This window comes from Actinotignum sp. usb-actsch-rep-73 (assembly GCF_059082735.1).
Genome location: NZ_JBHNPV010000085.1, coordinates 40,401 through 55,207, shown reverse-complemented (window position 1 = coordinate 55,207; position 14,807 = coordinate 40,401). Strand labels below are relative to the sequence as shown.

The following is a 14,807-nucleotide window of genomic DNA, read 5'->3' as shown; positions in this document are numbered from 1 at the left end:
GGATCAGTCTAACGAACGAAAGGAATCGCTTTAGAAAAGCTCTGGCGGATTGACCGTGATCTTCACGGTAGGAAGCTTGTGGGCACTGCGATATTGCAGGAGCTTCTTCAGTGTGACTAACACTTCGGGAAGCTGGTCACGTTCAACGCTGACCAAGGAGCGCACAATAGGTAACGTCCCTTCCTTCACCGCCTGATACGTGTACTCACCCAGGAGTTCGCCACCGGAGGACTCGGCAACTCCGAGAGAGTCTTTGCGTTGTCCGTCGATCGCGATCACGGTTTTTGCAGGGAAGAATCCGTTGGCTTTGCGGTCTTCAAGCAGATCGTGAGCAAATGAAACAGGGTTATAGCGAATAAGAGCCTGTGCCATGGAAGGCGTGATACCACCACAAATGAGGGCACTTGCTTCGGGGCGAGCGAGTGCCAACGCGTTGAACCACCGGCGCATTGCTTCTTGAGGGGCCCATAGTTCTGGTCGACCAGCAATCGCTTGGGCATCCAAGATCACCACAGCGTGATACCCACCTTCAGCCAGCGGTTCACTACCGGGGGTTGCGACGACAACCTGTGGTTTATGACTGATCGTGCGGGTCAACGCATTGCTTGATGATGAAACCAAGACTGACGCCGTCGGCATTGCGCGGGCGAGTTCTTCTCCCGTTCGTTCAGAGCCGATGCGTGCGTGTCGTAACCGCGTTCCTGCGCACGTTGGGCACTGCCATCCCGACGTGGGGCGGTGACACCATGAACACGAAATGGTGTCCTGGTCTGATTTCTCTAGTGGCCCGTGACAATGATGGCAACGCGCAACACTCCTGCATTGGGAGCATGAAACAACAGGAACATATCCAGCATGAGCGACCTGAACTAACACTGGGCCGGTGGCAAGACCCGTGCGGATAGTGGCAAGAGCAGCTGAGGGAATGCGCATTGCTCCACTGGGGCCTTCCCTCTCGATGTAGGCATCATCAACAACGCGGACGGTTGGGACAAGTGCGCGTTTCTTTGAACCATCTTCCATTAAGGAAACGGCCCAACCGGATTCAACAAGTGCTTGTGCTTTAACAGAACGCGAGAAAGAGGCGATAAGAAGCGAACAGTGTTCTTCGGCGCATCGTGCCATTGCAATGTCGAGTGCATCCGCACGCGGTGCTCGCTGTTCGACAAGACGGTCATCGCTGTCATCCCAAATGACAATGAGACCGAGATTCTTCAACGGCGTCCAGATACTTGAACGAGTACCGACGACGATGCCAAGTTCACCTGCCATCGCTTGGAGGTGCGTCAGATATCGGTCTTCCGCGGATGTCTGCGTTGTCATCAGTGCAGCTGGAACCCCAAGGCGGGTCTGGATCAGCCTATACAGCTGCGATGCCTGCCAGTGTGTGGGCGCGACGATGATGGCTCCACGGTGTGCGGCGGCGTTGGCCTGAATACAGTCCACGAGGCGCTCATCACGCGTTGGCCCCAAAGCTGTCCAGACGCTGCGGACTGGATCACCATGAGACAGGTGAGCAAGAAGCGTACATCCCACGGGATTGTCGTGCCAGGCTCCCCCATCTGCATCAGTGTCTACATTCCACTCAAGCTGTTGGCTTTCGTCCTGTGCTAAGAATGATTTTTCGGCACCCACATGACGCTGTGGAAGTGCAAGCGAGAGTGCTTGTGAGAGCGTTGCTACCTGGCGGTCTGCGATCTTCCGAGCCACTTTCGCAATCGAAGGCGAAAGGACGGGCAGGCGCGAGATAACTTTATCGATCGGACTTAAACGATGTTCGGGGACCTCGGTTCTGACGCTGAGGACCCAACCGGTGACGCTTCTTCCGGCAAGATGAACCTTTACGGCAACGCCTGGAACAACCGAATCGGCGAGCTCTGGAACGATTGCATAGTCCAGCGGGCGATCAAGGTGTGGGACATCAACATCCACGCACACGCTGGCAATAGCCTGCGCGGTGGCGACCTGCTCTAAGCCAAAAAGAACGTCGCTGTTACCTTGAATAACCATGGCTCTATTGCACCATGAGCCATGGAGGAATTGAACTGCACATCGGTTAGCCGAGCAGAGCTACCCCGTACCTGGCTACGACCATCGCGATCAGGATGAACAGCAACAATCCCCAGAACGACCAGTCATACCCCAAGGTCACACTGCGTTTCAACCACGCAGGCACCGGAAGAACACCTTCGCGGATATTAATCCGTGTCAAGCCCGCAAAGACAAGGGTTGTTGTCACGGTGATCGCCAAACACCACGGGCAAAGCACGTGGATCACGAAAAAAGACTGGCTGAAAAGCCAGTACGCGAAGAACAATGCGATTGTGTACAGCACATTGGCACACGCCATGTACCAGCGGGAAAACTTCACTCCGCTAAACAAAGCGACCGAAATGGCAAGAACTACCGCTTCGAAAAAGATTCCTAGGAATGCGTTCGGGAACCCCAGGATACGAGCTTGAGGCGTCTGCGCCACCGTGGAACATGACAGGACCGATGAAACATCACAAGCGAATGTCTTCGCTGAATCGGCAGCTAACTGCCATGCTTCAATCGAAAGGACGAAAGAAGCGTAAAGCCCAATCAGCCCAGAAATGATCATCTCTACTGTTGTTCGTCGTCGCCATTTCAAGTCAAATGACGAATCGGTGGAGGCGGCCTCGTCAATCAGAACAGAGGGAGCGGTCATCAGCTCACACTCAACAATTCGTCGACGCGGTTCGTTTCTTCCCACGGGAAGCCCGGACGACCAAAATGGCCGTAGGAAGATGTGGCAGCGTAAATCGGGCGTAGCAGATCCAGGTCAGCGATAATGCCGGCCGGACGCAAGTCAAAAACAGTCTCAATGGCGCGTGCAATCTGCTGGTCACTCACATTTCCGGTACCAAATGTTTCAACATAGAGACCGACAGGATGAGCGCGGCCAATCGCGTAGGCAAGCTGAATCTCGCATTTGGAAGCAAGACCGGCTGCAACTACATTCTTCGCCGCCCAGCGCGCAGCGTACGTGGCGCTACGGTCAACCTTCGATGGGTCCTTACCGGAGAACGCTCCACCACCGTGACGTGCCATACCACCGTAGGTGTCAACTATAATCTTTCGCCCGGTTACGCCTGCATCGCCGGCGGGGCCACCGATGACGAAGCGTCCGGAGGGATTGACGAGGATCTTCATATCGGCCGTGTCGAGATCGAGGCCGTCGTCGCGAAGAACCGGGTCAATCACGTGTGCCACAATCAGGTCGCGCAAATCGGATTGGTTCAGAGCCTCATCATGCTGAGTGGAAACGAGAACCGAATCAATACCAACAGGCTTGCCGTCCTCGTACGCCAATGTGACCTGAGTCTTTCCATCGGGACGCAGACCGGTGGCGATTTCGTTATGACGGACGTCAGCCAGGCGCTTCGACAGCTTGTGCGCCAGCCAAATCGGGGCAGGCATCAGATCGGGTGTATCAGCGCAGGCATAACCAAACATGATTCCCTGGTCGCCAGCGCCCTGACTATCACGGACATCACTTGCACTACCTTCACGCTCTTCAAGCGCGTGGTCCACTCCCCCGGCAATATCAGGGCTCTGCTGTCCAATCGAAATCGATACGCCACACGAGGCACCGTCAAAGCCCACTTGTGAAGAGTTGTAGCCAATTTTCAGAATCTCATCACGAACAATCTGAGGAATCTCAACGTAGGCCTCGGTTGTTACCTCACCGGCAACGTGCACGAGGCCCGTGGTCACCATAGTCTCGACCGCGACACGAGAATGCGGGTCTTTTTCTACAAGAGCATCAAGGATTGAATCCGAAATTCGGTCACAGACCTTATCCGGATGACCTTCGGTCACGGATTCTGACGTAAAGAGCTGTCGATTAGAAGTCACCCATCAATAGTAGCGAGTCTTTGAGCGATTGTTGTGATGAGAAAGTCCGCAACGCGAGCTTTTGAGCCAGAGACTTCACCGACAAGCTCGCCTTTCGAGTCGACGATCGTGACGTGGTTGTCGACGTCACCAAAACCGAACCCATCACCCACGCGGTTAATCGCGAGGAAGTCGGCGCCCTTACGGCGTGCCTTCTCTTTGCCATAGGCAAGTACGGTGTCTGCCTGACCTGTTTCAGCGGCGAATCCGACGAGCACCGTGGGCCTTGAATCGCTGTGGGCGACGGTGGCAAGAATATCCGTCGTACGTTCCAATTCAATGGTGGGAACGTCTGAAGAATCATCCGTCTTCTTGATCTTCGCATCAGCAACGCTGGTGGGACTAAAATCGGCGATTGCCGCGCACATCACCAGCGCGTCTGCGCCATCACACTGAGCCTGAACCGCGAGTTCAACATCGTGGGCCGTGGGTGCGAAGGAAACGCTAATCGAAGGTTCAAGATCGTCCAGCAGCGACTTTTCAACGTTCGATGCGATCAGGTGTACTGTCGCGCCCATTCGAGCTGATGAGCGAGCAATCTCGATGCCTTGGCGTCCCGACGAACGGTTGCCAATGAAGCGCACCGGATCCAGTGGTTCTTGAGTTCCGCCTGCGGTCACGACAATATGACGTCCAAAAAGCATCTGTTCGTTGGAAGAGAACGAAGTCTGCGTTGATGCGAGAGTATCGAGGCACACACGAGCAATTTCTTCAGGTTCGGGGAGCCTACCAACTCCATGATCCCCGGAGCCAAGCGCACCGGACGCGGGGTCGATGATGGTTATTCCACGCTGGCGTAGAACGGCAACGTTATCTTGAGTGGCAGCGTTATCCCACATTGCCGTGTGCATTGCCGGGCTCAGAACAAGTGGGCAACGAGATGCCAAGACGGTGGTCGTCAAAAGATCATTCGCAAAGCCGGCGCGAATGCGTGCCATCACATCCGCGGTAGCAGGGGCGATAACAATCAAATCAGCGATACGAGCAAGCTCCACATGATCAGAGCCTGGGTGATCGGTGAGCCCGGTGTGAACCGGGTGACCAGTCAGGCCTTCCCACGTTGCTTTTCCAACGAACTCTAAAGAGGCAGGTGTTGGAACAACACGAACATCGCATCCGGCGCGAATCAGCTCACGTACAAGAATCGCCGCCTTGTAGGCGGCGATTCCAGCGCTGACCCCGACGATCACCGTGGGGCGCATACGCGTCAGGCTTTCTGCTCGGCTTCGACCGAGATCATGCCATCGTTGATCTCGCGAAGTGCGATACCCAGGGGCTTTTCATCGGGTTCAACATCGACAACGGGTCCAACGAACTGAATCATGTTCTGTTCAAGCTGAAGGTTGTACGAGTTGATCTGACGTGCGCGACGAGCGGCAACGATAACGAGAGCGTACTTTGAATCGACGTGCTCAAGCAGATCATCAATCGGTGGCGACGTGATGCCTTGGGGCTGTGCGACGATTCCGGCCATGCGGTCCTCCTGGATTCAAACGTGGCCATCTGGCCACACTGGGGGCCAGTTTACTCCAGCCCCATAAGGTGAGCCAGTTCAGTAACGGTGTCGTCGAGGTCGTCATTCGTCACAGTTACGTTGAATTCCGTCTCTGCAGCCATCTCTACCTTGGCAGTTTGAAGACGACGCACGCGTTCCTCCTCGTCTTCGGTTCCGCGACCGACGAGGCGCCTCACAAGCTCATCCCACGACGGAGGTGCAAGAAAAACGAAGAGCGCATCAGGACGCGTTTTCATCACCTGACGGGCACCATCAAGGTCAATCTCGAGCAGGACAGGTTTACCTGCTTTCAAGGCCTCGTCGACAGGTGGCGCAGGTGTGCCGTAGCGGTGAACACCGTGGACTGTCGCCCATTCGAGCATCAATCCCGATTCGACAAGCGCGTCAAATTCTTCATCTGTCTTGAACAGATAATGAACGCCATCAACTTCACCCGGCCTGGGCGAACGAGTCGTCGCAGAGACGGAAACAACCAGTTCCGGGTGACGTTCACGAAGAGCTTGAACGACGGTCCCCTTACCTACAGCAGTGGGACCGGCAAGCACGGTCAGTCGTGGTTTATCCATGCTGACAATCGTGCCACCTTTACCTGCTATTAGCCGAATCGTTCGATTAAAGCCTGAGCTTGAACATGCCCAAGGCCCCTGACACGACGTGATTGAGCAATACCGTACTCTTCCATCAATGCCGCAGCCGTTGTGACTCCAACGCGTGGCATTGACTCAAGCAGTGAGACAACACGCATCTTGGCGATTGACTCATCCTTTTCGGCAAGGTTGAGAACCTCTGAAAGCGTAATTTCGCGATTCTTCAAACGTGCTTTGATATCCGCGCGCGCGCGACGCGCTGCAGTTGCTTTTTCTAGAGCTTGAGCACGTTGTTCGGGTGTCAGATGAGGTAGCGCCATTGCTTCCCACTCCTTCACAGATTGTGACTGTTGCAGGCGATTTTATCGTGTTAACAGGGCTTTTGTGTGAAGAAAGTGGGAAGCAATATTCACTCAGCTAATTCGGCGACCGCTTGAGCATATGCCTGTTGAAGGCCCAGAGCATCGGGGCCTTTCGCCAAAATCGCTCGAGATGACGACGCGAGCACGTTCAAAGCTGCTTGGCCGAACACCTCGCCCAGTTCCTTCGGACCGGCACCTTGAGCTCCCACCCCGGGGGCAAGAATTGCGCCATTGAAGGCATCGAAAGAGATGCCCAGGCGACGGCGAGCATCCCCAACGGTCGCGCCCACAACAATTCCAGCAGGACCCATGTGCTCAAAGTCGAACGTCGCATTGAAATCGGACACTGCTTGAATGACTCCCCCAGCAACCGATTGCCCCTCGGAGTTCACACAGTGTTGAACCGAAGCACCCTGAGGGTTCGATGTCAGAGCAAGAACGAACACTCCCCTGCCCGTCTCTTTTGCCATTTCAAGCGCCGGGGTGAGCGCGCCAACACCCAAATACGGTGAAAGAGTCACAGCATCGCCGGCCAGCGGAGAACCATTAGCCAGATACGCATCGGCGTAACCGTTCATAGTTGAACCAATGTCACCGCGTTTAGCGTCCACGATGCACAAGGAACCCGCATTTCGACAGGCGTCAATGACTTCTTCCAATACGCCGACGCCGTGTGATCCAAAACGTTCGAAGAAGGCTGACTGCGGTTTGAATGCAGCAACTTTGCCTCCCAACGCTTCAACAACGCCCAGAGAAAACCTACGCAATCCGTCGATCGAATGGTCTAAGCCCCACTGGTCAAGCAGACCGGGGTGCGGGTCAATCCCAACGCACATAGGCCCATGCTCAGCCATTGCATCGGCAAGACGATCACCGAAACCTCGCATGGTCATCGTTCATTCTCCTTTCGAAGCGCATCCCATTCCTGCAACGATCGCACGTGATACGCACCGTGAGTACGCACCTCAATCGCTTGAACAAGCGCGTTAAACGCCTGGAGCGTCGTCACAATCGTCTTGTCGTGGGTCATTGCAGCGGTACGAATCTGATAGCCGTCGTGGCGGTTATCGCTCTTCTGCGGAGTATTCACAACGATGTCGATCATCCCATCGTTGATCAAATCAACGATGGTGGGCTCACCTTCATTGCCTCGTCCCTCAGAGCGCTTGCGAACAGCTTGGGCCTCAATCCCGTTTCGGCGCAACACCGAAGCTGTACCCGTTGTCGCCAAAATCGTAAAACCAAGGTCCCGCATACGAGCCGCAGGGAACACGATCGCACGCTTGTCCGTATCCGCAATCGAAATGAAGACCGTACCTTCGGTCGGCAGTTTTCCGATCGCACCGGATTGCGACTTCGCGAATGCCGTCGGGAAGTTGTGATCGATACCCATAACCTCGCCCGTCGAGCGCATCTCAGGCCCGAGGATCGTATCCACGACCAATCCCTGAGCTGTACGGAAGCGCTTGAATGGAAGAACAACCTGCTTCACTGCAATCGAGGCACCATCACGGATCTCGCGTGCATCCGTGACAGGGAGAATGCCACGCTCACGCAACGATGCGATCGAATCGCCCACCTGGATCAAAGATGCTGCCTTCGCCAGAGGCACGCCCGTCGCCTTCGAAGCAAAAGGCACCGTACGAGAAGCACGAGGATTCGCCTCAATCACGTACAGGACATCGGACAAGAGGGCGAACTGGATATTGATCAGGCCACGCACCCCCACCTCACGTGCAATCGCTTCGGTCGATGCAGCAATCCGGTGAAGCTGGCTGGACGACAGAGTCATCGGTGGCAATACGCATGCCGAGTCACCGGAGTGAATACCGGCCTCTTCAATGTGCTCCATAATGGCGCCCATAAACAATTCATTACCGTCATACAGCGCGTCCACGTCAATTTCGATCGCCGCATCCAAGAAACGGTCAATCAACAGTGGACCGCGTGAGAACAGCGCGCCAATATCCGGCCTATCGAGATAGCGATCGAGCGCGGCCTCGTCATTCACGATTTCCATACCACGACCGCCCAAGACGAAGCTGGGGCGCAGAAGCACCGGATATCCAACGCGCTCAGCAACCTCACGAACCTGCGAGACCACATGAGCCGTATCGTGCGCCGGAGCCGGGCAACCGGCAATCGCCAGCACCTTAGCGAACTCTTCACGGTCTTCAGCCACATCGATCGACGACGGCGACGTGCCAAGAATCGGCACCCCCGCAGCCTCAAGATCACGCGCAAGCGACAGCGGAGTCTGACCACCCAACTGAACAATAACGCCCTTGACCGGACCGGCCTCGCTTTCTGCCCGGTAGATCTCGAGCACATCCTCAAGTGTCAGGGGCTCAAAGTAGAGGCGATCCGAAATATCGTAGTCAGTCGACACGGTTTCTGGGTTGCAGTTCACCATGATCGTGTCGTAGCGCTCGCGCAGGCTCATCGCTGCGTGCACGCACGAATAATCGAACTCAATGCCCTGACCGATACGGTTCGGTCCAGCACCCAGAATGATGACTGCTTCGCGCTCGCGGGGCGCAACCTCGTTCTCGAAGTCGTAGGTCGAGTAGTGATACGGAGTCTTCGCTGCAAACTCTGCCGAACACGTATCCACCGTCTTGAAGACGGGGTGAATTTCGAAAGCGCCTCGTACTTCTCGCACGCTCGTCTCCGACAGGCCTCGAATATCACCAATCTGACGGTCAGAGAAGCCGTGACGTTTCGCAAGACTCAGTACCTCGCGGTTGAGCGCGGGAGCTTCTGCGATTTCACAAGCAATCTCGTCAAGCAAGTAGAACTGGTCAAGGAACCAGGGGTCGATCTTCGTCGAATCGAAGAGCTCGTCGAGCGTCGCACCTCCACGGATTGCGTCCATGACCTGCACAAAGCGCTGTTCGGTACCTCGTGCAGCCTGAGCGACAAGTGCTTTTGTCTCTTCTGTGGTGGGACGAGGCCGCGCCCACGAGAATTGGACTCCCGACTTGTCGATGGAGCGCAACGCTTTTTGAAACGCCTCCGTGAAATTGCGCCCGATTGCCATGGCCTCGCCGACTGCTTTCATTGAGGTCGACAGCGTGGGATCAGCTTCCGGGAACTTTTCGAAGGTGAATCGCGGAACCTTCACCACGACGTAGTCCAGCGTGGGCTCGAAAGACGCAGGCGTGGAGCCCGTGATGTCGTTCGGGATTTCGTCGAGCGTGTAACCGGTGGCGAGGCGCGCTGCGATCTTCGCAATCGGGAAGCCCGTCGCCTTGGATGCCAGCGCGGATGAACGCGATACACGCGGGTTCATTTCGATGACGATGATGCGACCAGTCTTCGGATCCAGAGCAAACTGGATATTACAGCCACCAGTATCAACACCGACCTTACGGATCACCGCAATGCCGATATCGCGCAGACGCTGCAACTCGCGGTCGGTGAGTGTCAATGCGGGTGCAACGGTCACCGAGTCGCCCGTGTGAACACCCACCGGGTCAATGTTTTCGATCGAACAGACGACAACGACGTTATCCGCCTTGTCTCGCATGAGCTCGAGCTCGTATTCCTTCCAGCCGAGGATGGATTCTTCGAGCAAAACCTCGGTGGTGATCGACGCCGCAAGTCCCTGACCGGCGATGCGTTCGAGATCTTCGGGGGTGTAGGCGAAGCCTGAACCCAAACCACCCATCGTGAACGAGGGACGTACAACCAGCGGGTAGCCGAGTTGAGCTGCCGCTTCGTGGCATTCTTCCATCGTGTGAGCAATATAGGAACGTGCGACTTCGGCGCCACACGTCTCAACGATCTCCTTGAAGATTTCCCGGTCTTCACCTGCGTTAATCGCCTCGATGGACGCGCCGATCAGCTCAACGTTGTACTTTTCGAGAACGCCAGCTTCGTTCAGCGCAACCGCTGTATTCAGTGCAGTTTGACCACCCAGTGTTGCAAGTAGAGCGTCTGGTCGTTCCTTTTCGATAATCGACGTAACGACTTCGGGGGTAATCGGTTCAACGTACGTGGCATCGGCAATCTCCGGGTCGGTCATAATCGTGGCCGGGTTGGAGTTCACGAGGATAACGCGCAGGCCTTCTTCTTTGAGAACACGGCATGCCTGGGTACCCGAATAGTCGAATTCGCACGCTTGACCAATAACGATCGGACCGGACCCGATAACAAGGACGGACCGCAAATCTTGGCGCTTAGGCATCAGTTCGCCTCCTTCGCGGCCAGAATCATGGATACAAAACGATCGAAGAGATGCTCACCATCGTGAGGACCAGCCGCCGCTTCGGGGTGGTATTGAACCGAGAAAGCGGGAATATCAAGTGCCCGCAGGCCTTCCACAACCCCATCGTTGAGATCAATGTGGCTGACTTCAACCTTTCCATAGCGACCAGCGTCGAACGGTGCGACTGAGGGATCCCCAACGGGGGCGTCCACTGCGAAACCATGGTTGTGGGCGGTGATTTCAACGCGACCGGTCACCAGATCCTTCACCGGCTGGTTGACACCGCGGTGACCGAATTCGAGCTTGTAGGTTCCATACCCCAGAGCGCGACCGAACAGTTGGTGTCCGAAGCAAATGCCGAAGTACGGGAGCCCAGCATCCAGGACCGCACGTAGTAGCTCAATCTCCAGGTCAGCAGACGCGGGGTCACCCGGCCCATTCGAGAAGAAAACTCCATCGGGGTTCAGAGCCTGAATATCCGCGAAACTCACGGTGTTGGGCACAACATGAACCTCGACCCCTCTTTGCGCAAGCTGCTCCGGTGTGCGCGATTTGATGCCCAAATCCACGGCCACTACGCGACATACCGGTTCACCTTCGCCTTTAACAACGTAGGTGTCTTTTGTCGAAACCTCGGATGCTAAGGCTGCGCCGGCCATCATCGGTTGATCAACGACAATACGTACCAGAGCATCGCGCACCTGGTTAGTCAGGTGCTCAGCGCCTGCGGGAAGTGCACCACCGGAGAAGATTCCAGCGCGCATCGCGCCGTGTGAGCGGATGTGGCGCGTGATAGCGCGAGTATCAACACCACTGATTCCCACGATCCCCTGCTCAATGAGTTCTTCATCAAGGGTGCGCTTCGATCGCCAGTTTGATGCTCGACGTGCAGGCTCACGCACAACGAAACCGGCAACCCAGATCTGTTTGGATTCAGGATCTTCATCGTTGACACCGGTATTACCGATGTGAGGTGCCGTCATGACGACGATCTGGCGGTGATATGAAGGATCCGTGAGCGTCTCTTGGTATCCGGTCATGCCTGTGGAAAAGACAATCTCACCCAGTGTGCGCCCGCGTTTGCCCCAGGCGTATCCGGGGAATACCGTGCCATCTTCAAGGACGAGCAGTGCGAGTTCTGATTGGGTCATCGCCGGTCCGCCTTTTCAATCGGCATTCCGCCCATGACGGTTGCATCACCGGCGTACAGCGTGTACAGAACCTGGCCGGGCAACTCCATCCCTCGGTACGGCGAATTGGTTGAGCGCGTGAACTGCTGGGTGGGATCCACTTTCCGGCGCACGCTCGGATCAACCAGCGTGATATTGGCCGGAGCGCCCACCACAAGACCCTGCCCCTGAGTGGCAACCATGCCGATCTGCGCAGGCTTTGTCGACATCACGCGAGCAATATCGGCCCACGTCATGCGACCGGTGTTCACCATTGTTTCGATCAGGATCGGCAATGCAGTTTCCAGGCCGGTCATGCCGAACGCGCCCGCCTGCCACTCGCAGTCCTTGTCTTCGAGCGGATGCGGAGCATGGTCGGTTCCCACAACGTCAATCGTGCCATCGGCGAGGCCCTCGCGGACTGCCTCCACGTCTTCGCGAGTGCGAAGTGGCGGGTTGACCTTGTAGAGCGGATCGTAAGTCGTGGCCATTTCCTCAGTGAGGAGCAGGTGGTGTGGAGTTACTTCTGCCGTCACGTCAACACCCATGCGCTTGCCCCAACGAATCAGGTCTACCGATCCGGCAGTCGAAAGGTGGCACACGTGAAGGCGCGAACCGACGTGCTTTGCCAGCAAAATGTCGCGGGCAATGATCGCCTCTTCAGCGACGGGAGGCCAACCGGCCAAACCGAGTTCACCAGACAGTGGCGATTCATTCATCTGCGCACCGTCAGTCAAGTCCGGATCCTGCGAGTGCTGCGCAACGACGCCACCGAAGGTCTTCACATATTCGAGGGCACGACGCATGAGAACCGGATCCGACACGCACTTGCCATCATCAGAAAAGACGCGCACCTGAGAGCGGGAATGTGCCATCGCACCCATCGACGACAGGTGCTTGCCAGCGAGGCCTTGAGTCACGGCACCAACCGGGCGGACATCAACCCATCCCAGGTCGTGACCGATCTGCCACACCTGATCGACAACCGATGCGCTATCGGCAACCGGGGTCGTGTTCGCCATCGCGTGAACGGCTGTGTAGCCACCCACCGCCGCAGCGCGCGTGCCGGTTTCGATCGTTTCGGCGTCTTCACGCCCGGGTTCCCGCAGGTGCGTGTGCATATCGACGAGGCCGGGAAGCGCGATCAGACCGTCGGCATCAATATGCCGGGCATTGGTGGCGCCGTCCTTTGCTTCGGCACCGATAGCAACAATGACGCCGTCACGGACCAGGATGTCGCTGGATTGCTCTCCCAGAATCGATGCGCCGGAAATGAACCAAGTTTTCGAGGTGTTTTCAGTCATTGGTGTTTCCTTCCGTGGCAAGAAGCAGGTAGAGGGCAGCCATACGAACGCTGACGCCATTGGAGACTTGTTCGACGACAACGGAACGCTTTGAGTCAGCTGCCTCCGCGCTAATTTCAAGGCCTCGGTTCATCGGGCCGGGGTGCATCACGATGCATTCGGGGTTGAGAACGTTGAAACGCTGATTATCGAGGCCGTATGCGGTGTGATATTCGCCCGGTGACGGGAAGAATCCGCCGCCGGCAGCGCTCATGCGCTCACGCTGGACGCGTAGCATCATCACGGCGTCGGGGTCGGTGGCGAGAGCCTTATCGAAGTCGTATTCGATATCACAGGTCCAGTTTTCAACGCCCACGGGAAGCAACGTAGGAGGCGCGACCAACGTGACGTGGGCGCCCAGCAGAGTCAGAAGATCAACGTTGGACCTCGCAACTCGCGAGTGGAGAACATCGCCGACGATCACGACGCGCGCGCCTTTGAGATCGGTGCCCGGTGCCAGCGGTTCAACGTCGGGGTCTGAGGGGTTGCGTTTGTAGTGGCGACGCAGGGTCATGGCATCAAGAAGCGCCTGAGTCGGATGCTGGTGAGTGCCATCGCCCGCGTTCAGCACCGGCAGGTCCATCCAACCAGCGTGTGCAAGGCGGTGAGCCGCTCCGGAAGAAGAGTGGCGGACAACCACCGCGTCGGCGCCCATGGCTTGGAGGGTGAGAGCCGTGTCTTTGAGCGATTCGCCTTTGGAGACCGACGATCCTTTAGCGGAGAAATTAATAACGTCTGCCGAGAGGCGTTTTGCAGCAGCCTCAAACGACAGACGTGTACGGGTTGAATCCTCGAAGAACAGATTGACAACAGTGCGACCGTGAAGTGTTGGTAGTTTCTTCACTCGACGTGACTGCGTTGCCGCCATCTGTTCAGCCGTATCTAGAAGCAAGAGGGCTTCGCGATATTCGAGGTCACGGATGGAAATGAGGTGATTCAAGGACATCAGTTGTTCCTCTCAATCAGAACGCAGTCTTCACCGTCAGTTTCATTCAGCCAAATCGACACTGACTCATCACGAGCGGTGGGAAGGTTCTTGCCCACATAGTCGGGGCGAATAGGCAATTCACGGTGACCACGGTCAACGAGAACTGCGAGCTGGACTGCCTTCGGGCGACCGATCGATGTCAGCGCATCGAGGGCAGCCTTGATGGTGCGTCCCGTGTAGAGCACATCATCGACAAGAACGACGGTGCGTCCGTCGATGCCATGGGCCGGTACAAATGATTCCTTTGGCTCGCGAAGGGGCTGAGAGGAAAGGTCATCCCGAAACATTGTCGTGTCGATGATGGCAAGTTGCGTGCGCCTACCACCGACCTCGTTGATCTTTTCGACGAGGCGCTTGGCAAGCGTCGCGCCACGAGTCGGGATTCCCGCGATGACCAGCATCTGGTCTTCGCCATTTCTTTCGATAATCTCAAACGCGATTCGCGTGAGTGAACGGGCAATATCATCGGCATCTAAAACCTGCCGTGCAGAGCTACCCCGCTCTGCATGTGGGTGCACTGATCCCATCAGTGAATCTCCTTCCCCGCCTCACGGGACGGAATTTAAAGGAACGCTTCGTCAACTAGTGTAGTGTCCTACCCCCTGGATCTGTCGAGTTGACGGCGTGCTGATCATCACCGATGCTTGCCAAGAAAGCAGGAGGTTTTCTTGCACAGCACACCAGCCCGACTCCCCTATTCTCACCGGGCTGGAG

The 14,807-nt window shown here is 56.5% G+C and carries 13 protein-coding genes; all 13 read right to left on the bottom strand.

The window, feature by feature from the left end; genetic code table 11:
• Positions 1–30: 30 nt before the first annotated feature.
• Positions 31–2,010, bottom strand: coding sequence for a primosomal protein N' family DNA-binding protein (locus tag AC5RE1_RS09005; RefSeq protein WP_103633738.1), 1,980 nt, complete (start codon positions 2,008–2,010; stop codon positions 31–33).
• Positions 2,011–2,056: 46 nt separating this feature from the next.
• Positions 2,057–2,602 (bottom strand): vitamin K epoxide reductase family protein, encoded by a 546-nt coding sequence (locus tag AC5RE1_RS09000; protein WP_493938767.1) that lies wholly within the window; start codon positions 2,600–2,602, stop codon positions 2,057–2,059.
• A gap of 86 nt (positions 2,603–2,688) precedes the next feature.
• Positions 2,689–3,879, bottom strand: coding sequence for a methionine adenosyltransferase (gene metK / locus AC5RE1_RS08995; RefSeq protein WP_006681002.1), 1,191 nt, complete (start codon positions 3,877–3,879; stop codon positions 2,689–2,691).
• Complete coding sequence (coaBC, locus tag AC5RE1_RS08990; RefSeq protein WP_006681001.1) at positions 3,876–5,120, bottom strand: bifunctional phosphopantothenoylcysteine decarboxylase/phosphopantothenate--cysteine ligase CoaBC; 1,245 nt, start codon at positions 5,118–5,120, stop codon at positions 3,876–3,878. The genes metK and coaBC overlap by 4 nt, the downstream gene beginning before the upstream one ends.
• A gap of 5 nt (positions 5,121–5,125) precedes the next feature.
• Positions 5,126–5,392 (bottom strand): DNA-directed RNA polymerase subunit omega, encoded by a 267-nt coding sequence (gene rpoZ / locus AC5RE1_RS08985; protein ID WP_006681000.1) that lies wholly within the window; start codon positions 5,390–5,392, stop codon positions 5,126–5,128.
• Between the two features lie 50 nt (positions 5,393–5,442).
• Positions 5,443–6,000 (bottom strand): guanylate kinase, encoded by a 558-nt coding sequence (gene gmk, locus AC5RE1_RS08980; protein WP_179370368.1) that lies wholly within the window; start codon positions 5,998–6,000, stop codon positions 5,443–5,445.
• Between the two features lie 29 nt (positions 6,001–6,029).
• Positions 6,030–6,341 (bottom strand): integration host factor, actinobacterial type, encoded by a 312-nt coding sequence (gene mihF, locus AC5RE1_RS08975; RefSeq protein ID WP_006680998.1) that lies wholly within the window; start codon positions 6,339–6,341, stop codon positions 6,030–6,032.
• Positions 6,342–6,430: 89 nt separating this feature from the next.
• Positions 6,431–7,276 (bottom strand): orotidine-5'-phosphate decarboxylase, encoded by an 846-nt coding sequence (pyrF, locus tag AC5RE1_RS08970; protein WP_103633737.1) that lies wholly within the window; start codon positions 7,274–7,276, stop codon positions 6,431–6,433.
• Positions 7,273–10,572 (bottom strand): carbamoyl-phosphate synthase large subunit, encoded by a 3,300-nt coding sequence (carB, locus tag AC5RE1_RS08965; protein ID WP_493938717.1) that lies wholly within the window; start codon positions 10,570–10,572, stop codon positions 7,273–7,275. The genes pyrF and carB overlap by 4 nt, the downstream gene beginning before the upstream one ends.
• Positions 10,572–11,744, bottom strand: a complete 1,173-nt coding sequence (gene carA, locus AC5RE1_RS08960) for a glutamine-hydrolyzing carbamoyl-phosphate synthase small subunit (protein ID WP_493938715.1) — start codon at positions 11,742–11,744, stop codon at positions 10,572–10,574. Before carA ends, carB begins: the two co-directional genes overlap by 1 nt.
• The gene (locus tag AC5RE1_RS08955) at positions 11,741–13,066 is read right to left on the bottom strand and encodes a dihydroorotase (RefSeq protein WP_006680994.1); all 1,326 of its coding nucleotides are present in this window, start codon (positions 13,064–13,066) and stop codon (positions 11,741–11,743) included. Before AC5RE1_RS08955 ends, carA begins: the two co-directional genes overlap by 4 nt.
• Positions 13,059–14,051 carry an aspartate carbamoyltransferase catalytic subunit gene (locus tag AC5RE1_RS08950; RefSeq protein WP_006680993.1) on the bottom strand — a complete coding sequence of 331 codons (993 nt, stop codon included), beginning with the start codon at positions 14,049–14,051 and terminating at the stop codon, positions 13,059–13,061. Before AC5RE1_RS08950 ends, AC5RE1_RS08955 begins: the two co-directional genes overlap by 8 nt.
• Positions 14,051–14,620, bottom strand: a complete 570-nt coding sequence (gene pyrR, locus AC5RE1_RS08945; protein WP_006680992.1) for a bifunctional pyr operon transcriptional regulator/uracil phosphoribosyltransferase PyrR — start codon at positions 14,618–14,620, stop codon at positions 14,051–14,053. Before pyrR ends, AC5RE1_RS08950 begins: the two co-directional genes overlap by 1 nt.
• Positions 14,621–14,807: the final 187 nt, after the last annotated feature.

Excerpts from the sequence above, each read along its gene's own strand:
- AC5RE1_RS09000 (WP_493938767.1), bottom strand. The coding sequence starts at position 2,602 with ATGATCATTTCTGGGCTGATTGGGCTTTACGCTTCTTTCGTCCTTTCG.
- gmk (WP_179370368.1), bottom strand. The coding sequence starts at position 6,000 with ATGGATAAACCACGACTGACCGTGCTTGCCGGTCCCACTGCTGTAGGT.
- AC5RE1_RS09005 (WP_103633738.1), bottom strand. The coding sequence starts at position 2,010 with ATGGTTATTCAAGGTAACAGCGACGTTCTTTTTGGCTTAGAGCAGGTC.
- rpoZ (WP_006681000.1), bottom strand. The coding sequence starts at position 5,392 with ATGGCCGGAATCGTCGCACAGCCCCAAGGCATCACGTCGCCACCGATT.
- AC5RE1_RS08955 (WP_006680994.1), bottom strand. The coding sequence starts at position 13,066 with ATGACTGAAAACACCTCGAAAACTTGGTTCATTTCCGGCGCATCGATT.
- coaBC (WP_006681001.1), bottom strand. The coding sequence starts at position 5,120 with ATGCGCCCCACGGTGATCGTCGGGGTCAGCGCTGGAATCGCCGCCTAC.
- AC5RE1_RS08950 (WP_006680993.1), bottom strand. The coding sequence starts at position 14,051 with ATGTCCTTGAATCACCTCATTTCCATCCGTGACCTCGAATATCGCGAA.
- pyrF (WP_103633737.1), bottom strand. The coding sequence starts at position 7,276 with ATGACCATGCGAGGTTTCGGTGATCGTCTTGCCGATGCAATGGCTGAG.
- pyrR (WP_006680992.1), bottom strand. The coding sequence starts at position 14,620 with ATGGGATCAGTGCACCCACATGCAGAGCGGGGTAGCTCTGCACGGCAG.
- carB (WP_493938717.1), bottom strand. The coding sequence starts at position 10,572 with ATGCCTAAGCGCCAAGATTTGCGGTCCGTCCTTGTTATCGGGTCCGGT.
- carA (WP_493938715.1), bottom strand. The coding sequence starts at position 11,744 with ATGACCCAATCAGAACTCGCACTGCTCGTCCTTGAAGATGGCACGGTA.
- mihF (WP_006680998.1), bottom strand. The coding sequence starts at position 6,341 with ATGGCGCTACCTCATCTGACACCCGAACAACGTGCTCAAGCTCTAGAA.